We start from the raw sequence: 22,051 nt of genomic DNA, 5'->3' as shown, positions 1-22,051 counted from the left end.
CTGGGGAATGGGGACATGATGGAGCGCCAGACGTTGCACGACGGGTGGCAGCTGAGCGTGGTCGCGGGACCCGCGCCCGACTCGTTGCGGGGCGTGCGGGTGCCGGCCGCCGTGCCCGGCAGCACGCACCTCGACCTGCTCGCCGCCGGGCTGATCGAGGACCCGTTCCTCGACCGCGCCGAGGAGTCGCTGCGGTGGATGCACCGCACAGAATGGCGCTACGACACCGAGTTCGAGGCGTCGGCCGTCGCCGGCGAACGCGCCGACCTGGTGTTCGAGGGCCTCGACACGATCGCCGCTGTGCAGCTCAACGGCGTCCTGGTCGGCACCGCCGCGAACATGCACCGCACGCACCGGTTCGACGTGCGGCCGTTCCTCGCCGACGGCACCAACGAGCTGGTGGTGACGTTCTCCTCCGCGCTGACGCGGGCGCAGGAGGTGGAGGGCCGGCTGGGACGGCGCGACCACGCCTACCCGCACCCGTTCAACATGATCCGCAAGATGGCCTGCTCCTTCGGCTGGGACTGGGGACCGGACCTGCAGACCGCGGGCATCTGGAAGCCGGTGCGGCTGGAGCGCTGGCAAACCGCGCGGCTGGCCTCGGTCCGTCCACTCGTGACGGTCGACGCCGACGGCACCGGCCGGGTCGAGGTGCACGCCGACGCCGAGCACGCGGACCCCGCGGCACCGCGGCCCCTGCGGCTGCGCGTCGAGGTGAACGGCGAGACGTTCGAGGCGGACTGCGAGGGCGACCGGGGCGTGGTCACCGCGCTGGTGCCGGACGCCGAGCTGTGGTGGCCGGTCGGGTACGGCGAGCAGCCGCGCTACGACATGACCGTGTCGCTGCTGGGCCCGGACGGGCTCCTCGACGGGGCGCACCACCGGGTCGGGTTCCGCACGGTCACCGTGGACGTCGAACCGGACGAGGTGGGCACGCCGTTCACGTTCGTCGTCAACGGCCGGCGGGTGTTCGCCAAGGGCGCCAACTGGATTCCCGACGACCACTTCCTCACCCGCGTCACCCGCGACCGGCTCGCGCGCCGGGTGGACCAGGCCGTCGAGGCGAACCTGAACATGCTGCGGGTCTGGGGTGGCGGCATCTACGAGTCCGACGACTTCTACGACGTCTGCGACGAGCGCGGTGTGCTGGTGTGGCAGGACTTCCTGTTCGCCTGCGGCGCCTACCCGGAGGAGGAGCCGCTGTGGAGCGAGGTGGAGGCCGAGGCGCGCGAGCAGGTCGCGCGGCTGGCCGGGCGCCCGTCGCTCGCGCTGTGGAACGGCAACAACGAGAACCAGTGGGGTTTCGCCGACTGGGGCTGGCCGGAGCAGCTCGGCGGCCGGACCTGGGGCCTGCGCTACTACACCGAGCTGCTGCCCGCGGTCGTCGCCGAGCTCGACCCGACCCGGCACTACTCACCCGGCAGCCCGCACAGCCCCGGTGAGCGCCACCCCAACGACGCCGACCACGGCACCCGGCACGAGTGGGAGGTGTGGAACCGGGTCGACTACACCCGCTACCGCGACCACGTGCCGCGGTTCTGCTCGGAGTTCGGCTTCCAGGGACCGCCGACGTGGACGACGCTGACCCGCTGGGTCCACGACGAACCGCTGACGCCCACCTCGCCCGCGTTCCTCGCGCACCAGAAGGCGGAGGACGGCAACGGCAAGCTGGACCGCGGTCTCGCGCCGCACCTGCCGGTGCCCGAGGAGTTCGCGGACTGGCACTGGGCCACGCAGCTCAACCAGGCCCGCGCGGTGGCGTTCGGGATCGAGCACTTCCGGTCGTGGTGGCCGCGCACGGCCGGTGCGCTGGTGTGGCAGCTCAACGACTGCTGGCCCGCCACGTCGTGGGCCGCGGTCGACAGCGGGGAGCGCCGCAAACCGCTCTGGTACGCGTTGCGGAGGGCGTTCGCGCCGCGATTGCTCACCGTGCAGCCCCGCGACGGCCGGTCGGCGCTGGTCGTGGTGAACGACCACGACGAGCCGTGGAGCGGTGAGCTGCGGGTGGAGCGGCAGGCGGTCGGGGGAGCGGTGCTGGAGAAGGTGTCGCTGCCGTTCGCCGTCGCCGCCCGGTCCGCCGCGGCGGTCGAGCTGCCCGATTCCGTTGTGGTGCCGGGAGATCCGGCGCGGGAGGTGCTCGTGGCGACCGCCGACGCCGAACGGGTCGTGCGGCCGTTCGCCGAGGACGTGGACCTCGACCTCGACCCGGCACCGCTCACCGCGGAGGTGGTGGCGGTCGAGGGCGGATACCGTGTCGACGTGCGCGCCCGTTCCTACGCCGGGGACGTGGTGCTGCTGGCCGACCGGGTCGCCCCGGACGCCGTCGTGGAGGAGATGCTGGTGCCGATGCTCGCCGGGGAGACGCGCTCGTTCGTGGTGCGGACCGCGGTCCGGCTGCCCGACCCGGACGCGCTGACCGGTCCCGCGGTGCTGCGCTGCGCCAACGACCTCGGCCGGGCGGGGGCCTGATGGGCACCCCGTCCTCGGGTGCGGTCGGGCTGGTGCTCGCCCGCCCGGCCCGGCTGCTCGGCACCGAGCCGTTCTTCATGGAGTTCATCGCGGGCATCGAGGAACGCCTCACGCCGCACGACCTGTCGTTGCTGCTGCACGTCGTGCCCGCGCACGACGCCGAGATCACCGCCTACCGCCGGTGGGCGAGCGGTGGCCTGGTCGACGCCGTGCTGCTGGTGAACCGGACCGTCGTCGACCCCAGACCCGCCGTGCTGCGGGAGATCGGGCTGCCGACCGTGGTCGTCGGCGAACCGGCGCCGGAGCTCGCCGCACCCGCCGTGCGCACCGACGACGCCGGCCCGATCGAGCAGGTGCTCGCCCACCTGCTCGCGCTCGGCCACACCCGGATCGCCCGGATCACCGGTCCCGCCGGCCTGCTGCACACCGCGGCCAGGACGACGGCGCTGGTCGACGGCTGCCGCGCGGCCGGTCTCGTCCCGGTGATCGTGGAGGGCGACTACTCCGAGGAGGCGGGCGCCAAGCTGACCGCGGCGCTGCTGAACCGGCAGGAGCCGCCGACCGCGATCCTCTACGACAACGACGTGATGGCCGTCGCCGGGCTGACCACCGCGAAGGAGCTGGGCGTCGCGGTGCCCGGCGAGCTGAGCCTGGTCGCCTGGGACGACTCCACGCTGTGCCGGCTCGCGACGCCCGCGCTCACCACGATGAGCGTCGACGTGCACCAGTTCGGCGTCTCGGTCGCGGAGTCGGTGCTGGAGCTGATCGGCGGCGGCCCGGTCACCCCGCGCTGGTCGCCCACCGCCGTGCTCGTCCCGCGCGACAGCTCGGCGGCCGCTCACTGATCTCCCGTCGCCCTGCACGGGTTGTTTCGGCGCGCCCATTTCTGGGAGCGCTCCCAGTCGGACCGCAAGAGAGGACCGCACCGTGAAACGACTGTTGTCGCTGATGAGCACAGTGCTCGTCGGCCTGTCCCTGCTCACCACACCCGCGGTCGCGCAGGCCGCCACCGGCTTCCACGTCAGCGGTGGCCGCCTGTACGACGCCACCGGCGCGGAGTTCGTCATGCGCGGGGTGAACCACGCGCACACCTGGTACACCTCGCGCACCACGCGGGCGCTCGCCGACCTGAAGGCGTTGCGCTCCAACACCGTTCGCGTCGTGCTCTCCAGCGGCGACCGGTGGACCCGCAACGACGCGGCCGACGTCGCGAACGTCATCGGCCAGTGCAAGGCCAACCGGCTCATCTGCGTGCTGGAGGTGCACGACACCACCGGCTACGGCGAGCAGAGCGGTGCCGTGAGCCTCGCCAAGGCCGTCGACTACTGGATCAGCGTGCAGAGCGCGATGACCGGCCAGGAGGCCTACGTCATCCTCAACATCGGCAACGAGCCGTGGGGCAACACCGGTGCCTCCGGCTGGACCGCCGACACGAAGTCCGCGATCAGCCGGCTGCGCGCCGCCGGGTTCACCCACACGATCATGGTGGACGCACCGAACTGGGGCCAGGACTGGTCGTTCACGATGAGGGACAACGCGGCGTCGGTCTTCGCCGCCGACCCGCAGCGCAACACCGTGTTCTCCGTCCACATGTACGGCGTGTTCGACACGGCGGCCGAGATCACCGACTACCTGGGCCGCTTCGTGGCCGCCGGGCTGCCGATCGTGGTGGGGGAGTTCGGCCACAACCACTCCGACGGCGACCCGGACGAGAACACGATCTTCTCCTACACCCAGTCCCAGCGCCTGGGGTACCTCGGCTGGTCGTGGAGCGGCAACGGCGGCGGCGTCGAGTACCTCGACATGGCCACCGACTTCGACGCCTCCCGGCTCACCGCCTGGGGCCAGCGGATCTTCACCGGCGCGGGCGGGATCGCGGCGACCTCGCGGGAGGCGGCGGTGTTCGGCGGCGGCGGCCAGGACACCACGGCACCCACGACCCCCGGCGCCCCCGCGGCCTCCGACGTCACCGGAACCGGTGCGGCACTGGCGTGGGCGGCGTCGACCGACGCGGTCGGCGTCACCTCCTACCAGGTCGTGCGCGTCGTCGACGGCACCGAGTCCCCGTTGACGTCCACCACCGGCCCGTCGGCGACGCTGACCGGCCTCACGCCCGCCACGGCCTACGCGATCGCGGTCTACGCCCTTGACGCGGCCGGCAACCGTTCGTCCCGGTCGCCGGTCACGACGTTCACCACCGGCACCGCGCCCACCGGCTCGTGCGCGGTCGCGTACCGCGTGACCGGCCAGTGGCAGAGCGGGTTCCAGGGCGAGGTGAAGGTGCAGAACACCGGCACGGCCGCCGTGAACGGCTGGGCGCTGCGCTGGACGTTCGGCAACGGCCAGACGGTGACCCAGATGTGGAACGCCGTCGCCGCCCAGTCCGGTGCGGCGGTGACCGCGACCAACGCCTCCTACAACGCGGCGATCCCCGGCGGCGGGTCGGTGAGCCTCGGGTTCACCGGCACGTGGACCGGGTCCAACTCGGTGCCGGGCGCGTTCACGCTGAACGGGGCGGCCTGCTCGGTGGTGTGAGCGGATCGTGCCGGGCGCCCTCAGGTGCCCGGCACGAGCTCCCGGTGGAAGACCAGGAAGTCGCACGGGCAGGCCAGTTCCGGCACCAGGTGCGGGTGGTCGTCGGCCAGGTCGCCCCTGTGCACGACCTCGTAGCCCATGCGGGTGTACCAGCTCCGCAGGAACTCCTTCACCGGGTGCTGCCAGTTCTGCGGCACCAGGAAGCTCCAGCTGCATGCGGGAGAGGCCCTCGTCCCGCGCCCACTCCTCGGCGTGGGCGACGAGGTCACGGCCGAGCCCGGTGCCGCGCACCTCCGGCGCGGCGACGAGCATGCCGAACTCGCCGGTGCGGTCGTCGAGCTGCCGCAGCCGCACCGCGCCGATCACGCGGTCCTCGTGCAGCGCGACCACCACCTGTCCGGCCTCGACGAGCCCCGCGACCTCGGCCTCGCTGGTGCGGGTGGCGCCGTCGCGCCACAACCCGGCCTCCGCCTCGGCGTAGACGCGGTTGACGAGGGCGGTGATGTCGGCGACCTGCGCGGGAACGGCTGCGGTCAGAACCTGCGCCTTCCGGGTCCTGAGCTGGCCCGATGCGGCCTCGTGGCCGGTGCTGAGGCTGGCCTCTTCCGTGCTCACCCAGGGGTCTCCGTCCGTTGCGCGACGCGCGGAACCCTACCCGGCCACGCCGGGTGGACCTCATCAGGTTTTTTCATTGACACTGTCATCGTGACAGTGTCACTATCATGGGGTGTGGACGCTTGACGAGCTGCTGGAACGTGTCTCCGCCGCGCTGACGGCGGAGTACCAGGGCGCGCCCAACGGCCGGGTCCGCGACGTGCCCGACCGGCGGGCGGTCCGCTGGTACGCGACGACGGGGCTGGTCGACCGGCCCTCGGCGATGCGCGGCCGCACCGCGCTGTACGACCGGCGCCACCTGCTCCAGCTGGTGGCGGTCAAGAGGCTGCAGTCGGAGGGGAGGACGCTGGCCGACATCCAGGCCGAGCTCGCCGGTGCGACCGACCAAGCGCTGCTGGCGATCGCCCGCGTGCCCGACGGGTTGCTGGAGGTGGCGGAGGAGGCGCCGGCAGGGGAGGTGCGGCCGCGGTTCTGGGCCGCGCCGGCAGCACCACCGGCACCACCCGCGCCACCGCCGCTGCCCGCACCGCCCACGCCACCGCCGCCACTAGCGGGCACGCCTTGGCCAGCGGTCGCACCGCTGGCTGCGCCGCCCGCAGGTGTCGTGCCGCCGTCCGCGCCCGCGCCGCCTGCGGGTGCTGCGCCGCCGCCGTCGCCCATGCCGCCTGCGGGTGCCGTGCCGCAGCCCTCGCCCGTGCCGCCCGCGGGTGCCGTTCCTCCGCCCGTACCCGCCACACCACCGAGCCCGCCCGAACCCGCCGCCCGATCCGGCCCACCCGCCCCGCCCGCCCCCGACGCACCGGCACCACCCGCACTCCTCACCGGCATCCCCCTCACCGGCGGCGCCGTCCTCCTCACCCCCGGCACCCCGACCCCCGCCGACCTCGCCGACATCGCGGCCGCCGCGCGGCCACTGCTCGACCTGCTCGCCGCCCGCGGCCTGCTCACCGACGAAAGGGAAACGCCATGACCATCACCGTCACCCCGTTGCAGCCGGCCGAGGTGGACCGCGTCGGCCGGACGACCGAGGACGCGGGGGTCGGCGCGCTGCTCACCGAGCGCGGCAACCTGCCGTTGGAGAGCGTCGACGTGCGGGCGGTGGTCACCGGGCTCCTGGGTCGCGTGGTGTTCACGACCGGGTTCGTGAACACGCACGACACCGCTCTCGAAGCCACCTACGTCTTCCCGTTGCCCGACCGCGCCGCCGTCACCGGCATGAAGATGACCGCAGGCGACCGGACCGTCGTGGCCGACCTGCAAGAGCGCGGTCAGGCACGCGAGGCCTATGACCAGGCGATCGCGGCGGGGCGAAGAGCGTCCATTGTGGAGGAGGAACGGCCGGACGTGTTCACCATGCGGGTGGGCAACATCCCCGCGGGCGAACGGGTCACCGTCGAGCTGAGCGTCGTCGGGCCGCTGGTGTTCGAGGACGGCGCGGCCACGTTCCGGTTCCCGCTCGTCGTGGCGCCGCGGTACGTGCCGGGTGCGCCGCTCGACGGTCCGTCGGTCGGGGACGGGCACGCGCAGGACACCGACCTCGTGCCCGACGCCTCCCGGATCACGCCGCCGGTGCTGCTGCCCGGCTTCCCGAACCCGGTGCGCCTGGGCATCAGCGTGCAGGTCGACCCGGCCGGGCTGGAGCTCGGGGAGGTGCGGTCGAGCCTGCACGCCGTCACCGCCGAGGGCAACACCGTCACGGTCGTTCCCGGTGAACGCGTCGACCGCGACTTCGTGCTGCGGCTGGCTTACACGGGCACCAGCTCCGCGGTGGTGTGCGTGCCTGACGCCGACGGCGAGGAGGGCACCTACCAGCTCACGGTCCTGCCACCGCAGCCGCGGGCGGCGGTGCGGCCGCGTGACGTCGTGCTGCTGCTCGACCGGTCCGGCAGCATGTCGGGCTGGAAGATGGTCGCGGCACGGCGTGCGGCGGCGCGGATCGTCGACACGTTGACGGCGGACGACAGGTTCGCGGTGCTCACGTTCGACGACCGCGTGGAACACCCCGCCGAGCTCGGCACCGGCCTGGTCGCGGGTACCGACCGCCACCGGTTCCGCGCGGTCGAGCACCTGGCGAAGGTGCAGGCGCGCGGCGGCACCGAGATGTTCCAGCCGGTGCGCGACGGGCTGACCCTGCTCGCGCAGGCCGAGGCGGACCGCGACCCGGTGCTCGTGCTCGTCACGGACGGCCAGGTCGGCAACGAGGACCAGCTGCTGCGCGACATCGCACCGGTCCTCGGCCGCACGCGGGTGCACGCCGTCGGCATCGACTCCGCCGTCAACGCGGGCTTCCTCGGCCGCCTGGCCGCGCGCGGCGCCGGGCGGTGCGAGCTCGTCGAGAGCGAGGACCGGCTCGACGAGGCGATGACGCACATCCAGCGCCGCATCGGCGCGCCGGTGGTCACCGACGTGGTCGTGACACCGTCGTCCGACCTGCCGAAGCTGCCCACCGCGATCTACCCCGGCGTGCCGCTGGTGGCGTTCGGCCGGTACCGGGGTGCCGCGCCGGAGTCGTTCACCGTCCGCGGCCGCACCCGCGAGGGTGGCGCCTGGGAGGAGGCGGTGCCCGTCCTGGAGCACACCGAGCCCGCGGTCCGGTCGCAGTGGGCCCGTGCCGCGTTGCGCGACCTCGAAGACCGCTACGCGACCGGCGAGCGCGCCGTGGAAGCGGAGATCGTGCGGACCTCGTTGCGGTTCGGGGTGCTGTGCCGGTTCACCGCGTTCGTGGCGGTGGACGAACGGGTCGTGGGCGACGGCGAGGTGCACCGCGTGGTGCAGCCGGTCGAGCTGCCGTCGGGCTGGGACGCCGCGCCGCCGCCCATGCCGCGCACCGGTGGCGGATACGGCGGTGGTTATGGCGGTGGGGCGGTGGGTTTCGCCGGACCGGCGCCGTTCCCGTTGGCCGCACCGATGGCGGGCGCGCCGATGCCGCCCGCACCGATGCCCGCCGCTCCCGCCCGGTCGGCCGGCGCGCCCGCGCCGGACGGCGCCCCGGTCCCGCCGGGGGCACCTATCCCGTTCGGCGCTCCGACTCCGGCCGGTGCACCGGTTCCGCCCGGCGCACCCGCCCCGCCCGACGCCCCGAAGCCGCCCGCACCTCCAGCACCGCAAAGCCCTCCGGTGCCGCCTGGAGCCCCGGTCCCGCCCGGAGCCCCGGTGCCACCGCCCACCCGCGGTCGAGCCCGGATCTCGGCCCGTCCGGCACCGCCCCGGGACGCCACGGCCGAACTGCGCGAGATCGCCGCGCTGGAAGCCGACCGCCTGGACCAGGCCACCGGTCTGCCGGAGTGGGAACGCCGCGACCTGCTCGCCGACCTCGCCAGCCGGCTCGGCACGTTGATCGCCGGTGAGCAGGGGCAGGCGTTCGAACCGTTGCGGCGCTTGCAGGACGAGCTCACCGCGGGCGGTGACGTCGACCGGCTCTGGGCCCGCGCGCGGGAACTGCTGCGCCAGTTCGCCCAGCAGGAGGCGAAGGAGCGCCGCCGGTCGTTCTGGCGCTGAGCGGGCCAGCGCGCCACCTGCGCCGCGACCGGTGACCCGACGGCGGTTCAGCGGTCGCCGCGCAGGTAGCGCGTCACCATCCCGACGAGCTCGTTCTCGAACTTCTCGACGGTGGTGTTCCGCGGAAAGGCCATGAGCCGGTGCGTGTTCACCTCGACGGTGAACACGATGAGCTCCGCCGCGGTGTCGAGGTCGGCCACGCCGACGTCGGGGTGGCGGGCGAACAGGTCGCGGACCTGGGCGACCCGCTGCTCGCCGTGCCGGGCCACGGCCTCGGTCAGCTCCCGGGAGTGCTGCGCCTCCTGGATCATGATCCGCAGCAGCCGCGGGTCCTCGTCGTGGTTGTCGATCGCGTCGCGGACCAGCGCCCGCACCGTCTGCGCCAGCGAGCCGGGGGCGAGGTCGAGCTGTTCGGCCTGCGCCCACCGGCCGCGGTCGACGTGCCGCACCAGCAGAGCGGCCAGGACCGCGTCCTTGTTCGGGAAGTACTGGTACAGCGAGCCGATCGAGACGCGGGCGTGCTCGGCGATGCGGTTGGTGGTGCCCGCGGCGTACCCGTGCTCGACGAAAACGTGAGCAGCCGCCGTCAGGATCCGGTCGCGGGTGAGCTCCGCGCGCACCTGACGCGGTCGGCGACGTGGGGCGAGACGATCGTCCGGTGACGGCACGGCGGTCCTTCCAAAAGCGAGTACCCAAGAGCTGAGCAAAACCTCACAATAGTGTTATGAGCTGGGAAAACGAGCCCGTGGTGATCGAGAACGCCCATCGGTTGCGGACGGCGGCCGAGGTGGAGGCCGTCGTCGGGCGGCCCGCGTCGATGATCGTGCTGAAGCAGGTCGGCGCGCTCGACGAGGGCTGCGCGGCCGTGCTCGCGCGCAGTCCGATCGCGGGCTTCGGCCACCGCGCCGCCGACGGCACGAGCCGGACCGCTGTCGTCGGCGGCCGGCCGGGTTTCGCGCGCCTCCTGTCACCGACCCGGCTCACCTTCGCCCTCGACGGCACCGCCGCCGGACCGGCGTCGCTGGTGTTCCTGCTGCCGGGCGTGGGGGAGACGCTGCGGGTCAACGGGACCGCGTCCGGCACCGGCGAGGTCGTGTTCGACGTCGAGCAGGTCTACGTGCACTGCGCCCAGTCCGTGCTGCGGTCCGGCCTGTGGCAGCCGCCGGTACCGGCCGGACCCGCCGCCGCGCAGGTCGGTGAGGGCCCGCTGGCCGCGCCCGGCGTGGCCGACTTCCTCGCCGCGGCACCGTTCCTCGCACTGTCCACATGGGACTCGAAGGGTGGTGCCGACACGAGCCCGCGCGGGGAGGCCGGACCGGTCGCACGTGTACTGGACGGCCACACGCTCGTGATCGCCGACCGCAGGGGCAACCGGCGCGCGGACACCCTGCACAACCTGCTGGAGGACGACCGCCTCTCGTTCGCCGCACTCGTCCCCGGCCGCACCGGCGTCCTGCACGGGCGCGGCCGCGCTGTGATCACCGTCGACCCGGCCGTGCTGGAACCGCTGGCGTTGAAGGGAGTTCCGCCGCACGCGGCGCTGCTCGTCCACGTCGAGGCCGCGGAGCTGAGCACGAGCGACGCCGTGACCCGCGCCCGCCTCTGGACCTCGGCGCCGGTCGACGACACCCCCGACCTGATCGCGCTGGCGAGCGGGCACCTCACCGCCAACACCGCGAGCCGGCCGCGCCGTGCACTGCTGAGGGTGGCGGGCCTGGTACCGGCCAGGTGGCTGCGACCGGTGCTGGACCTCGCCTACCGCTCCGGCCTGCGCAAGGAGGGCTACGCGATCGCCCCTGCCGGTACCGCCGCGCCCGCACCGGACCCGCTGCGCGAGGTCGGGGTCGTCGAGGTGCGCGCGGAGACCCCCTGTGCGGTCACGGTCGTGCTGGCCGACGGCGCGCCGTTCGACTTCCGGCCGGGCCAGTTCTTCACGCTCGTCGCCGACCTCGACGGCGAGCAGGTGCGCCGGCCCTACTCGGCGTCCTCCGCGCCCGGCACCACCCGGTTGGAACTCACCGTCAAGCGGGTGGCGGGCGGCCGGTTCTCGGCGCACGTCCACGAGCGCCTCGCCGTCGGCGACCGGGTGGCCGTGCGCGGCCCGTCCGGTTCCTTCCGGCTCGTCCAGGGGCACGAGGTCGTGGCGATCACGGCCGGGAGCGGCATCACACCGGTGATGAGCATGGTCCGCGCGCTGCTCGCCGAGCCGGCCGGACCCCGGATCGCCCTGCTGCACTGCGACCGCAGCGAGGAGGAGGCGATCTTCGCCGCCGAGCTCGCCGAACTGGGGGAGCGCCACCCCGGCCGGCTCGCCGTCACGCACGTGGTGACCGCCCGCGCCGGACGTCTCGACGGCCCCGGTGTCCGGCGGTGGGTCGGGAGTCTCGCGCCGTCGCCGGACGCGCGGTACTACCTGTGTGGCCCGGAGGCGTTCATGGACGTGGTGCGCCAGGCGCTCGACGTGCCGCCTGAGCACGTCCACCAGGAGCGCTACACCAGCGGACCGGTCAGGACACCGGGATCGGCGACGCCGCAACGGGTGGTCGTCGAGGGGCTCGGCACCGCGGTCGCCGAACCGGGCCAGACGCTGCTCGACGCCGGGCTCGCGGCCGGCCTGCCCCTGCCGTACTCCTGCACGGTCGGCAGCTGCGGCGAGTGCGTGGCGCAGCTGGTCGGCGGCGAGGTGTCCCGGCAGGAAACCGGTTGCCTGACCGCGGAGCAGAAGGCCACCGGCCGGGTCCTGACCTGTACCAGCGCACCGCTCACGGATGTCACGGTGCGCATCGAGCGGTGATCACGGGGTGAGGTTGTGTCCCGGTCCGAAGAGGCATAGCGTGGACTGGAGCACCTGAAAACCGATTCACTCATTGTGAGGTCATCTACAGGTTCTCCGGGTTGGGCTGCTGCAGTCGGCGCTTCGCACGGTTTGCCGATGGGAGCGCGGGCGATGAGCCAGCAAGCCGGCGGCGCGGTCGTGCAGACCGCCCGCACAGTCCACCACCACGGGATAGCCGTCGTCGTCGTGTCCGGCGAGATCGACCGGATGACCGACGACCCCGCCCTCAACCAGGCCGTCGAGGCCGTGCGCGGTGCGCCCACCGGTCTGGTCCTGGACCTCGGCGGGGTGAGCTTCTTCGGCTCCGCGGGCATCAACATGGTCGTCGCCGTCCGGCGGGAGGCCCAGCGGGCGAAGGTGCCGTTCCGGGTCGTCGCGGCGAGCAAGACCGTGCTGCGCCCGCTGGAGCTGTCCGGTGTCAACGTGCTGCTGACGGTGCACCCGAACCTGGCGGAGGCCCTGTCCGGTCTGGGGACGCTGCCCCGGCAACGCCGCGTCTGAGCGTTCTCCCGACGATCTTCCAGCGGGGTTCAGCAGGTCTCCGGGCACGGCACGACCGCCCACACGGTCTTGCCGGCGTTCCGCGACAGCACACCCCACTTCGCGGACAGCTGGTCCACGAGCACGAGCCCGCGGCCCCGTACCGAGTCGGGTGAGGACGGCCTGAGCTGGGGCGGCGTCGTCGAGGCGTCCTCCACCACGACCTCCACGCCGTCGTCACCGCCGCGGCGGTGCAGCCGCAGGCGCGCCGGGAACCGGCCGTGGTCGTACACGTTGGAGACGAGCTCGGTCACGACCAGCTGCACGTCGAGCAGGTCGTCCTCGTGCAGTCCGGGCAACGCGGACTCCGCCCACCGCCGGACCCCGGGGATGTCGGCCACATCACCGTTCAGCTCCAGGACGTGCGGGGTATGAGGAGGGTCGCCGCCGGTCGTCAAGGGGTGCCTCTCTGTCCAAGTTGTGCAGGGGTGACTTACCTCGGGCGGGAGCACCCTAAACGCAGCGACCACCTGAAGGTCCGACCGCGCCCACGACTACTGTCTGCAGGGTTGTACCACCGCCTGAGGAGGCATGAGTGACTGCAGACGCAGGACACGCCCCGCGCTTGACGGAGCTGCTGCGGACCAACGCCGACCCCTTGATCGACAAGTGGGTGGGCGCCGTGGCGGCCCTGCTGCGCGGGCGGTCGACGCGGGCGGAGCTGGAGACCGACTTCCGCGAGTTCTTCGCGGCACTGCTGCCCCTGGTCGGCAACGACGGCAGGAACGTGAGCGGGCCGGAGTTCGGCGAGATCAAGGCTCAGCTGGAGGAGTACTCGCGGTCCAGGGTGCGCGCGGGCTTCACGCCGTCGGAGACCGCGTCGAGCGTGTTCTCCCTCAAGCGCGAGGTGTTCTCCCTGGTGGAGAACGACGAGGACCCGGAGATCCACCGCCAGGTCATGGCGTTCTCCGGCCTGCTGGACGCGCTCGGCCTGCTGACGTTCGAGTCGTACGCGCGGGCGCGCGAGGAGATCATCCGCGAGCAGTCCGAGCAGCTGCTCGAGCTGACCACGCCGGTCGTCAAGATCTGGGAGGGCGTCCTCGCCGTGCCGCTGGTGGGCACGCTGGACTCCGCGCGCACCCAGGTGGTGATGGAGAAGCTGCTGGAGATGCTGGTCGAGACCGGCTCCGAGCACGCGATCATCGACATCACCGGCGTGTTCGCCGTCGACACGCAGGTCGCGCAGCACCTGCTCAAGACCGTGGTCGCGGCCCGGCTGATGGGCGCGGAGTGCATCGTGTCCGGCATCCGCCCCCAGATCGCGCAGACGATCGTCGCACTGGGCATCGAGTTCGGCGACATCGTCACCAAGGCCTCGCTCGCCGACGCCCTGCGGCACGCCCTGCGTCGTGAGGGCGTCGACGTCGTGCGCCGCGAGGTCGGCTGATGGAACGCGTCCCGATCCTGAAGATCGGCGGCGTCCTGCTGGTCTCCATCCAGATCGACCTGCAGGACCAGAGCGTGCTCGCGCTGCAGGAGGACCTGGCCGAGAAGATCAGCTCGACCGGCGCCCACGGCGTCGTCATCGACATCTCCGCCGTCGAGATCGTCGACTCGTTCATCGGCCGGATGTTCGCCACGATCGCGTCCATCTCCCGGCTGTTCGACGCCGACACCGTCGTGGTCGGCATGCGCCCGGCCGTGGCGATCACGCTCGTGGAGCTGGGGCTCACGCTCGGCGGCGTGCGCACCGCGCTCGACCTCGAACGCGGCATGAAGATCCTGGGACAGCTCGGCCGGCAGCGCCGGGGTGTGGTCGCGCACTCCGACTTCGAGCGGGACGACTGATGCCGCCCCGGTCCGGCGGGCCGGAAGAGGTCGCCATCAGCGGTGACGACGACGTCGTCCGCGTGCGCCAGCTGGTGCGCGCGTACGCGCAGCAGACCAAGCTCTCGCTGGTCGACCAGACGAAGCTCGTCACCGCGGCCAGCGAGCTGGCCCGCAACACGCTGATCTACGGCGGCGGTGGCTTCGCCAGGGTCGAGGAGGTCGACGACGGGCGCCGGCTCGGCGTGCGCGCGTCGTTCCACGACGAGGGCCCGGGCATCCCGGACCTCACGCTCGCACTGGCCGACGGCTGGAGCAGCGGCAGCGGCCTCGGACTCGGCCTGAGCGGCGCCCGCCGCCTGGTGGACCAGTTCGACCTCGACACCGAGGTCGGCAGGGGCACGGTCGTGACGGTGGTCAAGTGGAAGAGATGACCGCGGCGGACTGCCTCCCGCACGTGCGGGACGAGGCCTGGCTGCCGGTCGAGGAGACCGCCCAGGTCGGCAGGGCGCGCCGCACCGCGACCGCGCTGGCCGAACGGCTCGGCTTCGGGGCGACCCGCATCGCCGAGATCGGGCTCGCGGTCACCGAGATCGGGTCGAACCTGCACAAGCACGCCCGGCAGGGCGTCGTCGTGATCCGGTCGGTGCGCGGCGAACGGGACGCGGCCGTCGAGGTCGTCGCCGTGGACCGCGGACCGGGCATCAGCGACATCGCGCTCGCCTGGCAGGACGGCCAGTCCACGACCGGCACCCTCGGTGTCGGGCTGGGCGCCGTGGCGAGGCTCGCGACCACCTGCGCCATGACCTCCCGCGTCGGCCTGGGCACCGCACTGGTCGCCCGGTTCGCCCCTTCCGCCGACTGGGCACCCGAGTGGGGCGCGGAGAGCGCGGCCGGCCTGACGAGGCCGATCGGCGGCGAGGACGTCTGCGGTGACGCCTACGCGGTGTGCCGGCGCGCCGGTCGGCTGACGCTGCTGATGTGCGACGGGTCCGGACACGGCCCGCTGGCGGCAGCGGCCTCCGACGCCGCCGTGCGGCTCTTCCGCGACCTCCCGCACATGCCGCCCGAACAGGTGGTCACCCGGCTGCACGCCGCGTTGCGGGGCACCCGCGGTGGCGCGGTGGCGGTCGCCGACGTCGACCTCGTCGCGCGGACAGTGCGGTTCTCCGGGCTGGGCAACATCGCCGCCGCGGTCCTCACGCCCGACCGCAAGCAGGGCATGATCTCGGTGCCCGGTGTCGCCGGCCACCACGCCCGCACGATCAGGGCGTTCGACTACCCGCTGCCGGAAGGGGCGGTGGTGGTGCTGCACTCCGACGGCCTGACCGAGCGCTGGGGCCCCGGCCACGGCAGCGACCTCACCACCGACCCGCCGGTGCTGATCGCCGCGACCCTGCTGCGCGAGGCCGGTGTGCGCAAGGACGACGCCTGCGTTCTCGTGGCCAGACCGGCATGACCACGACCGAGTTGCTGCGCCTCGTGGTCGGCGACGAGCGGGACGTGTTCCTGCTGCGTCAGCGCGGCCGCCAGGTCGCGGCCGCCGCCGGGCTCGACGGGCAGAACCAGGTCCGGCTGGCCACCGCGCTCAGCGACGTCGGCCGGGAGCTGGTGCGCCAGGACGTGGCCGCGACCGCGGTCTTCCGGCTGCGCCGCGACCCGGTGCCGGTGCTGCTGGTCGAGCTGACCTGGCAGGCCGGCGGCGCGGGTGTCAGCGACGCGGGACCGGGCTGGGACACCGCGCGCAGGCTGATGGACGAGCTGCAGGTGAGCCCCACCGGCGTGATGCTCGCGAAGAACGTGCACCACGCGGTCGTGCTCGACGAGCGCCTGCTGCGGGACCTGCGCGAGACCGCCGGTGCCAGCGCGCTGGACGAGCTGCGCGCGCAGAACCAGGAGCTGCTGGAGACGCTGGAGCACCTGGAGGCCAAGAGCAAAGAGCTGGAACGGGTCAACGCCGAGCTGGAGGAGACCAACCGCGGCGTCGTGGCGCTCTACCAGGAGCTCTCCGACGAGCTGGAGCAGACCAACCAGGGCGTGGTCGCCCTCTACGCCGAGCTCGACGCCAAGTCCGCCGAGCTGCGCGACGCGGCTGCCGCCCGCATCCGGTTCTGGTCGAACATCAGCCACGAGCTGCGCGCGCCGATCAACTCCGTGGTCGGCCTGACCCGCCTGCTCAACGCACCCGGCGGTGACCCGATGACCGAGGACCAGCGCCACCACGTGGACCTGATCAACGAGTCGGCGGCCACCCTGCTCGCGCTGGTCAACGAGCTGCTCGACACCGCGAAGGCCGAGTCGGGCAGCCTGCAGCCGCGGCCGGCGCCGGTCGCGCTCGACTACGTGCTCACCCAGCTGCGTTCGGCGGTGCGGCCGTTGCTGCGCTCCGGCGACGTGAGCCTGGTGGTCGAACCGATGCCGGAGCTGCCGTCGCTGGTGACCGACGAGACGATGCTCGTGCGGATCCTGCGCAACGTGCTGTCGAACGCGGTGAAGTTCACCCCGCGCGGCGAGATCCGCTTCACCGCCGAGCCGGGACCCGGTCCCGACGAGGTCCGGTTCGTGGTCGCCGACACCGGCATCGGCATCCCGGTCGAGGAGCAGGACCGGGTGTTCGAGGAGTTCTACCAAGTGCCGAACGCGCTGCAGGCGGGCGTGAGCGGCACCGGCCTCGGCCTGTCCTACGCCCGCAAGCTCGCGGAGCTGCTCGGCGGCACGCTGGCGCTGACCAGCACGCCCGGTGTCGGCACCGAGGTCGTGCTGACCCTGCCGACCGCGAAGGACGAGCTCGTCCAGCCGGCCCCGGTGGCGTGCGCGCTGGTCGCGGACGGCGACGAGAAGGCCCGCCGGCAGCTGCGGGACGCGCTGGCGGGCATCGCGGCCGAGGTGGTCGAGGCCTCGGACGGCCGGTCCGCGCTGAACCTCGCCAAGGCCCGGCAGCCCGACCTGGTGCTCGTGAACGCCAGCGCGCCGCTGATGAGCGGCAGCGCGGTGCTGTCGGTGCTGCGGCTGGACCCCGACCTCCGGTGCGTGCCGGTCGTGATCGTGTGCGGCGACGACCCCGGCGGTCTCGCCCGCAGCGTGCACGGCCTCGGTGCGGTGATGCTGCACGAGGAGCGGATCTCCCCGGAAACGGTGGGCAGGGCGGTCAGGGACGCCCAGCTCACGGCGCGCAGAACGGAGGACCGATGAACCCGACGGCCATGGGCGGTGGGCCGGCCAGGGTCCTCGTGGTCGACGACCTGGAGGCCAGCCGGTTCATCGCGTGCAGCTGGCTGCGCCGCAGCGGGCACACCGTCGTCGAGGCGGCCACGGCGGCGCAGGCGCTGACCGAGCTGGACGACGGGTTGTTCGACCTGGTCCTGCTCGACGTGCACCTGCCGGACATGAGCGGCTACGACGTCACCGAGCGGATCAAGGCCGACCCCCGGACGAGCTCGATCCCGGTCGTGATGCTCTCGGCGACCTACATCGAGCCCGAGGACAAGGTCACCGGCCTGACCCGCGGCGCGGACGCCTACCTGACCGAACCGCTCGACCCCGGCGAGCTGCTCGCCAACGTCGAGGCCGCCCTGCGCTACCACCGGGCCCGCGCGCTGGCCGAGCACCTCGCCGCCCGGCTCACCCGGCTCACCACCGCCACGTTCGCGATCAACGCGGCGCCGACGTTCGACGCGCTGGCCGAGGCCGCGGCGGTCGGTGCGGCCGAGGTGCTCGACGCCGAGGCGAGCGCGGTCCTGACCGCCCCCTCCGGCGAGGTCTCCGTGGCCACGGCACGGGCCAGCCAGCCGGAGGTCCTGCCGCGGCCCGACATCGCCGACGTCGAGCGGTGGACGTCGGCACTGGGCACCGGCGTCGGCGTGACGCTGGCCGAGGCCCGCGACGTGCCGTGGCGGCCAGGTGCCCCGGTGACGGCGGCGCTGGCCCGCACCAAGCCGCGCCGGCCGCCGATCTGCATCGCGGTGCCGCCGGAGTCCGTCGTGGACGACGCCGACCGCAACCTGCTGCGGCAGCTGGCACAGGCCACCGCGCTGGCCGCGGAGGGGCTGCACACCTTCGCCGAGGAGCACTCGCTCGCGCTCACGTTGCAGCGCAGCCTGTTGCCGCGGGTGCTGCCGCAGCACCCCGAGCTGCCGATGACGGCCAGGTACCTGCCCGCGTCGAGCAACGCCGAGATCGGCGGTGACTTCTACGACGTGGTCGAGATCGACGGCCGGATGCTGATCGCCATCGGCGACGTGTGCGGGCACTCGATCCAGGCCGCGACGGTGATGGCCGAGGTGCGGCACACGCTGCGCGCCTACGCCGTGGAGGGGCACCGGCCGGCCGAGATCCTGCGCCGGGTCGACACCCTGCTGGAACGCTTCCACCCCTCCGGCGGTCTCACGACCATGTGCCTGCTGCTGGTGGACCTCGAGGAGGGGACCATGGCCGTCGCGAACGCTGGCCACGTGCCGCCGCTGCTGGTCGACGACCAGGGCGCCCGGTACGCCGACGTCAGGGGCCCGTTGCTGGGCGTCGGGCTGGAGCGGCCGGAGGCCACCGAGCTGCCGCTGCCGCGCGCCACCCTCGTGCTGCTGACCACCGACGGCCTCGTCGAACGCCGCGGCGTCGACCTGGACGAGGGCATGGAACGGCTGCGCACCGCCGTGTCGCACACCGCCGACATGGACGAGCTCGCCGACCGGCTGCTGGCCGAGCTGGGCGAGGGCAAGCAGGACGACATCGCCCTGGTGCTGCTGCGGCGGTGCCCGTGACCGCACTCGTGGTGGACCTCCCCGTCGCGCCCGGTCTCGCGCTGTCCGCGCTGCGGCGCGAGGTCACCGCCGCCCTGCACGTCCTCGACGAGGACCACCTCTACGACGTGCAGCTCGTGGTCACCGAGCTCGTCACGAACGTCTTGGACCACACCCCCGGCACCGGCCGGCTGCGGATCCTGCACCGGACCGACCCGTGCTCGATCACCGTCGAGGTGGACGACGAGTCGCCGTTCGAACCGGTCTACGGACGCTCCCGCCTGGGCGAGCACCGCGGACGCGGGATCGTCGTGGTGGACCGCATCTCCCGCCAGTGGGGTCACCGCCCGCGCGAGGGCGGCAAGACGGTGTTCGCGCTCGTGGACTGCGCCGCGCCGGAGTGACCGGTCAGGGCCGGGTGCCGTGCTCCAGCCCGGACAGGTGCAGGATGCGGGCCGGTGCGCTGCCGGCCGCCGCCAGCAGGGTCAGCGCCCGCCCGTGCGCGGCCGCGGATGCCTTGGCGTGCAACAACAACGCGATGCCCGAGCTGCTGAGGTAGTCGAGGTCGGTGAGGTCGACCTGGACCGGCCGGTCGTCCGCGGCGCCGACCCGCGCGAGCAGCGGGGTGCGCAGGTCCTCGACCGTGGCGATGTCGAGGTCACCGGTCAGCGCGATCCGCTGCACGTCGCCGTCCGCGTGCTCGGTCAGCCCGGTCACGGCCGGGGGCGGTGCGTGGTGCGGTCTCGCGCCGGGCTTCACGTCCGGTGTGGACTCCAGCGGCACGAGCGGCACGTGGAAGCGGATGGTCGTGCCCTCCTCTCCGGCGGAGAGGTCGACGGTGTCGCTGAGCTTGCGGATCATGTCGAGGCCGCGGCCCCGGTGGCCGCGGTCGGCCGGCTGCGGGCGCCAGCGGCCCCGGTCGGTCACCGTCACCCGCACGCCGCGGCCGGTGGACTCCAGCCGGGTCTCGAACGTGCCGCCGCCCTCGGGGTAGGCGTGGTCGACGACGTTCGCCGCGGCCTCGCCGATCGCGAGCTCCAGGTCGTAGACGGAGTCCTCGGACAGCCCGACGACCTCGGCCCACCTCGTGGCCGTGTGCCGCAGACCGGCCAGCTCCGCCGGCACCGCGGGCACGGTGAGCCGCAGCGGTGCGGGCAGGTGCCGTGCGACGACGAGCGCCACGTCGTCGTCCTGGCCCTTGGCGAGCAGTGCGTCGATGATCAGCTGGACCAGCGCGTCCGGTGCGAGGTCCGCCGCCGTCTCGGTGGCCGAGACGAGCCGGTGGACGCCCTCGTCGAGCACCTCGTCACGGCGTTCGACCAGCCCGTCGGTGTACAGCACGACCGAGGCGCCCGGTGGCAGCGGAGCCGAGTGCTGCGGGACGGGGCTGGTCCCGGCGCCCAGCACCGCACCAACCCCGTCCGTCAGAGGCCGGGCGCCGGAGCGGTCGACCACCACGGGCGGCGGGTGGCCCGCCGAGGCCCAGCAGAGCTCGCCCGCCTGCCAGTCGAAGACGATGCACACGCACGTGCTGCCCGCCGCACCGTTCACGCGCGCCGCGAAGACGTCCAGGCGCCGCAACGACTCCGCGGGGGAGTGCCCGTCGAGCAGGAACCCGGTCAGCGCGCTGCGCAGCTGTCCCATGACCGCGGCGGCGGCCGGTCCCTTGCCCACGACGTCGCCGACGGTGAGCCCGACGCGCGACTCGCCGAGCGGCACGACCTCGTACCAGTCGCCGCCGATCTGCGAGTGCTGCGCGGCCGGCAGGTACCGCGCGGCCGTGGCGAGCCGGGGCAGCGCCGGCAGCTGCCGCGGCAGCAGGCTCTCCTGCAACGCCGCCGCGATCTCGTGCTCGCGGTGCAGCAGCAGCTCGCGCTCGGCCTCCGCGCGACGGCGTTCGGTGACGTCCCTGCCGATCGCCTGCAGCCCGGTCGGGGTGGCCTGGACGCTCAGCTCCAGCACGATCTCGGTGCCGTCGGCGTGCCGCAGGGTGACGACCTCGGACCCGGACAGGTCGGCGGGCAGGCCGTCGACGAGCAGGTCCGTGATCGGCGTGCCGAGCAGGTCCTCCGGCCGGTGGCCGAGCAGGTGCCCGGTCGCGGGGTTGGCCGACACGAACCGCATCTCCTGGTCCAGCAACCAGATCGCGTCCGTGGCCCGCTCCACGAGCTTGCGGTGCCGCCGTTCGCTGTCCCGCAACGCCCGGTCGGCGTGCACGCGCTGCATCGACTCCCAGCACCGGTTCACCACGACCGACACGAGGTCGATCTCGTCGCGCGTCCAATGCCGCACATGGGCCTGGTGCACCGCCATCGCCGCCACGAACCGTCCACCGCGCAACAACGGCAGGCAGATCACCGCACGTATGCCCGTGACACGGTAAGCGGCAAGGTCGTCGCTCTCGATCCGTGTGTCGTTGAACGCGTCGTGCACGACCCACGGCTCACCCGCGCGCATGGCCGCTAACGCACCGGCGCCGAACCCACGCATGGCGAACCGCCCAGGCAACGGCGGCAACCCTGTGGCGTGGTCACCACTCATGACGAAGTGGTTCTCGTCAGCCTCTGCGCGCGCGTAGGCACACCGATCGACACTCATGTGCTCGCCGAGCATCCTGGTCGCCAACGCCATGAGCTCCTCGGCGTCGTCGAGCCGCTGCAACTCCCGGTCGAGGTCGTCGAGGAACCGCTGCCGCTCCGCCTCGGCCTGCCGCGCCGTGACGTCGACGAGCACCCCGCTGCGCACCGGCCCGCGCACCCGCGCCTGCTCCATGACCCACATGAACTCGCCCGCGGCCGTGCGCACCCGGTAGACCGTCTCGTAGTCGGTCTCCGCACCCCAGCGCCGCCGTTCGCTCTCCTCGCGGTCGTCGGGGTGCGTGACCTGCCCCCAGAACCCGGGGTCCTCGCGCCACCGCCGCGCCGGGTACCCGAGCAGCCGTTCGACGTTGCCGGACAAGAAGGTGACCGCGCGGCCACTCGCGTCGCCCTGCCACACGACCACCGGCAGGTCGTCCACCAGCGCGGAGAGCCCGAGCTCCCGATCACTCATCTTG

18 protein-coding genes and 1 pseudogene are annotated in these 22,051 nt (G+C 73.3%); 14 read left to right on the top strand and 5 right to left on the bottom strand.

Features of this window, described 5'->3' with window-relative positions; genetic code table 11:
* Positions 1-15 precede the first annotated feature (15 nt).
* From ACVDFE_RS28775 to ACVDFE_RS28765, 3 genes are all read left to right on the top strand, one after another.
* A complete protein-coding gene (locus tag ACVDFE_RS28775; protein WP_458434415.1) occupies positions 16-2,469 on the top strand; it encodes a glycoside hydrolase family 2 protein in 2,454 nt (817 codons plus the stop codon).
* Positions 2,469-3,314, top strand: a complete 846-nt coding sequence (locus ACVDFE_RS28770) for a LacI family DNA-binding transcriptional regulator (RefSeq protein ID WP_458432600.1) — start codon at positions 2,469-2,471, stop codon at positions 3,312-3,314. Before ACVDFE_RS28775 ends, ACVDFE_RS28770 begins: the two co-directional genes overlap by 1 nt.
* 82 nt (positions 3,315-3,396) lie before the next feature.
* A complete protein-coding gene (locus ACVDFE_RS28765; protein WP_458432599.1) occupies positions 3,397-5,004 on the top strand; it encodes a cellulase family glycosylhydrolase in 1,608 nt (535 codons plus the stop codon).
* Positions 5,005-5,024: 20 nt separating this feature from the next.
* On the opposite strand, the gene ACVDFE_RS28760 is transcribed toward ACVDFE_RS28765, so the two are convergent.
* Positions 5,025-5,201 carry a hypothetical protein gene (locus ACVDFE_RS28760; protein WP_458432598.1) on the bottom strand — a complete coding sequence of 59 codons (177 nt, stop codon included), beginning with the start codon at positions 5,199-5,201 and terminating at the stop codon, positions 5,025-5,027.
* 70 nt (positions 5,202-5,271) lie between these two features.
* Positions 5,272-5,358 (bottom strand): annotated as a pseudogene (locus ACVDFE_RS28755) (GNAT family N-acetyltransferase); the annotation flags it as partial.
* A gap of 373 nt (positions 5,359-5,731) precedes the next feature.
* On the opposite strand from ACVDFE_RS28755, the gene ACVDFE_RS28750 reads away from it, so the two are divergent.
* The gene (locus tag ACVDFE_RS28750) at positions 5,732-6,589 is read left to right on the top strand and encodes a MerR family transcriptional regulator (RefSeq protein WP_458432597.1); all 858 of its coding nucleotides are present in this window, start codon (positions 5,732-5,734) and stop codon (positions 6,587-6,589) included.
* On the top strand, positions 6,586-9,117 hold the full coding sequence (locus ACVDFE_RS28745; protein WP_458432596.1) for a VIT domain-containing protein: 2,532 nt from the start codon (positions 6,586-6,588) through the stop codon (positions 9,115-9,117). Before ACVDFE_RS28750 ends, ACVDFE_RS28745 begins: the two co-directional genes overlap by 4 nt.
* Before the next feature lie 47 nt (positions 9,118-9,164).
* On the opposite strand, the gene ACVDFE_RS28740 is transcribed toward ACVDFE_RS28745, so the two are convergent.
* Entirely contained in the window at positions 9,165-9,737 is a 573-nt protein-coding gene (locus ACVDFE_RS28740) for a TetR/AcrR family transcriptional regulator (protein WP_458432595.1), read from the bottom strand.
* A gap of 104 nt (positions 9,738-9,841) precedes the next feature.
* On the opposite strand from ACVDFE_RS28740, the gene ACVDFE_RS28735 reads away from it, so the two are divergent.
* The gene (locus ACVDFE_RS28735) at positions 9,842-11,911 is read left to right on the top strand and encodes an FAD-binding oxidoreductase (RefSeq protein WP_458432594.1); all 2,070 of its coding nucleotides are present in this window, start codon (positions 9,842-9,844) and stop codon (positions 11,909-11,911) included.
* Positions 11,912-12,064: 153 nt separating this feature from the next.
* Positions 12,065-12,454 carry an STAS domain-containing protein gene (locus ACVDFE_RS28730; protein WP_360384321.1) on the top strand — a complete coding sequence of 130 codons (390 nt, stop codon included), beginning with the start codon at positions 12,065-12,067 and terminating at the stop codon, positions 12,452-12,454.
* A gap of 29 nt (positions 12,455-12,483) precedes the next feature.
* Here ACVDFE_RS28730 and ACVDFE_RS28725 read toward each other — a convergent pair whose 3' ends face one another.
* Positions 12,484-12,891, bottom strand: coding sequence for an ATP-binding protein (locus tag ACVDFE_RS28725; protein WP_360384319.1), 408 nt, complete (start codon positions 12,889-12,891; stop codon positions 12,484-12,486).
* A 137-nt stretch (positions 12,892-13,028) separates the two neighbouring features.
* Between ACVDFE_RS28725 and ACVDFE_RS28720 the strand changes: the two genes are divergently transcribed.
* The 7 genes from ACVDFE_RS28720 to ACVDFE_RS28690 are packed head-to-tail and all read left to right on the top strand — an operon-like array spanning position 13,029 to position 19,400.
* Positions 13,029-13,880, top strand: a complete 852-nt coding sequence (locus ACVDFE_RS28720) for an STAS domain-containing protein (protein WP_360384317.1) — start codon at positions 13,029-13,031, stop codon at positions 13,878-13,880.
* A complete protein-coding gene (locus ACVDFE_RS28715) occupies positions 13,880-14,281 on the top strand; it encodes an STAS domain-containing protein (protein ID WP_360384315.1) in 402 nt (133 codons plus the stop codon). The genes ACVDFE_RS28720 and ACVDFE_RS28715 overlap by 1 nt, the downstream gene beginning before the upstream one ends.
* A complete protein-coding gene (locus ACVDFE_RS28710; RefSeq protein WP_360384313.1) occupies positions 14,281-14,694 on the top strand; it encodes an ATP-binding protein in 414 nt (137 codons plus the stop codon). Before ACVDFE_RS28715 ends, ACVDFE_RS28710 begins: the two co-directional genes overlap by 1 nt.
* On the top strand, positions 14,691-15,719 hold the full coding sequence (locus ACVDFE_RS28705) for a SpoIIE family protein phosphatase (RefSeq protein ID WP_458434414.1): 1,029 nt from the start codon (positions 14,691-14,693) through the stop codon (positions 15,717-15,719). Before ACVDFE_RS28710 ends, ACVDFE_RS28705 begins: the two co-directional genes overlap by 4 nt.
* Positions 15,716-17,452, top strand: coding sequence for an ATP-binding protein (locus ACVDFE_RS28700; protein WP_458432593.1), 1,737 nt, complete (start codon positions 15,716-15,718; stop codon positions 17,450-17,452). The genes ACVDFE_RS28705 and ACVDFE_RS28700 overlap by 4 nt, the downstream gene beginning before the upstream one ends.
* The gene (locus tag ACVDFE_RS28695; RefSeq protein WP_458432592.1) at positions 17,449-19,017 is read left to right on the top strand and encodes a SpoIIE family protein phosphatase; all 1,569 of its coding nucleotides are present in this window, start codon (positions 17,449-17,451) and stop codon (positions 19,015-19,017) included. The genes ACVDFE_RS28700 and ACVDFE_RS28695 overlap by 4 nt, the downstream gene beginning before the upstream one ends.
* Positions 19,014-19,400, top strand: coding sequence for an ATP-binding protein (locus tag ACVDFE_RS28690; RefSeq protein ID WP_360384307.1), 387 nt, complete (start codon positions 19,014-19,016; stop codon positions 19,398-19,400). The genes ACVDFE_RS28695 and ACVDFE_RS28690 overlap by 4 nt, the downstream gene beginning before the upstream one ends.
* A 4-nt stretch (positions 19,401-19,404) precedes the next feature.
* Here the strand turns inward: ACVDFE_RS28690 and ACVDFE_RS28685 are convergent, their stop codons facing one another.
* On the bottom strand, positions 19,405-22,047 hold the full coding sequence (locus ACVDFE_RS28685; RefSeq protein WP_458432591.1) for a SpoIIE family protein phosphatase: 2,643 nt from the start codon (positions 22,045-22,047) through the stop codon (positions 19,405-19,407).
* Positions 22,048-22,051: the final 4 nt, after the last annotated feature.

This window comes from Lentzea chajnantorensis, assembly GCF_054300775.1.
The sequence above is the reverse complement of the archived record's forward strand: the minus strand, read 5'-3'. Positions and strand labels throughout refer to the sequence as shown.

What these genes read in the sequence shown, in the direction of transcription:
- ACVDFE_RS28710 (WP_360384313.1), top strand. Translation starts at nt 14,281, where the DNA reads ATGCCGCCCCGGTCCGGCGGGCCGGAAGAGGTCGCCATCAGCGGTGAC.
- ACVDFE_RS28770 (WP_458432600.1), top strand. Translation starts at nt 2,469, where the DNA reads ATGGGCACCCCGTCCTCGGGTGCGGTCGGGCTGGTGCTCGCCCGCCCG.
- ACVDFE_RS28745 (WP_458432596.1), top strand. Translation starts at nt 6,586, where the DNA reads ATGACCATCACCGTCACCCCGTTGCAGCCGGCCGAGGTGGACCGCGTC.
- ACVDFE_RS28700 (WP_458432593.1), top strand. Translation starts at nt 15,716, where the DNA reads ATGACCACGACCGAGTTGCTGCGCCTCGTGGTCGGCGACGAGCGGGAC.
- ACVDFE_RS28775 (WP_458434415.1), top strand. Translation starts at nt 16, where the DNA reads ATGATGGAGCGCCAGACGTTGCACGACGGGTGGCAGCTGAGCGTGGTC.
- ACVDFE_RS28715 (WP_360384315.1), top strand. Translation starts at nt 13,880, where the DNA reads ATGGAACGCGTCCCGATCCTGAAGATCGGCGGCGTCCTGCTGGTCTCC.
- ACVDFE_RS28730 (WP_360384321.1), top strand. Translation starts at nt 12,065, where the DNA reads ATGAGCCAGCAAGCCGGCGGCGCGGTCGTGCAGACCGCCCGCACAGTC.
- ACVDFE_RS28685 (WP_458432591.1), bottom strand. Translation starts at nt 22,047, where the DNA reads ATGAGTGATCGGGAGCTCGGGCTCTCCGCGCTGGTGGACGACCTGCCG.
- ACVDFE_RS28735 (WP_458432594.1), top strand. Translation starts at nt 9,842, where the DNA reads ATGAGCTGGGAAAACGAGCCCGTGGTGATCGAGAACGCCCATCGGTTG.
- ACVDFE_RS28695 (WP_458432592.1), top strand. Translation starts at nt 17,449, where the DNA reads ATGAACCCGACGGCCATGGGCGGTGGGCCGGCCAGGGTCCTCGTGGTC.
- ACVDFE_RS28705 (WP_458434414.1), top strand. Translation starts at nt 14,691, where the DNA reads ATGACCGCGGCGGACTGCCTCCCGCACGTGCGGGACGAGGCCTGGCTG.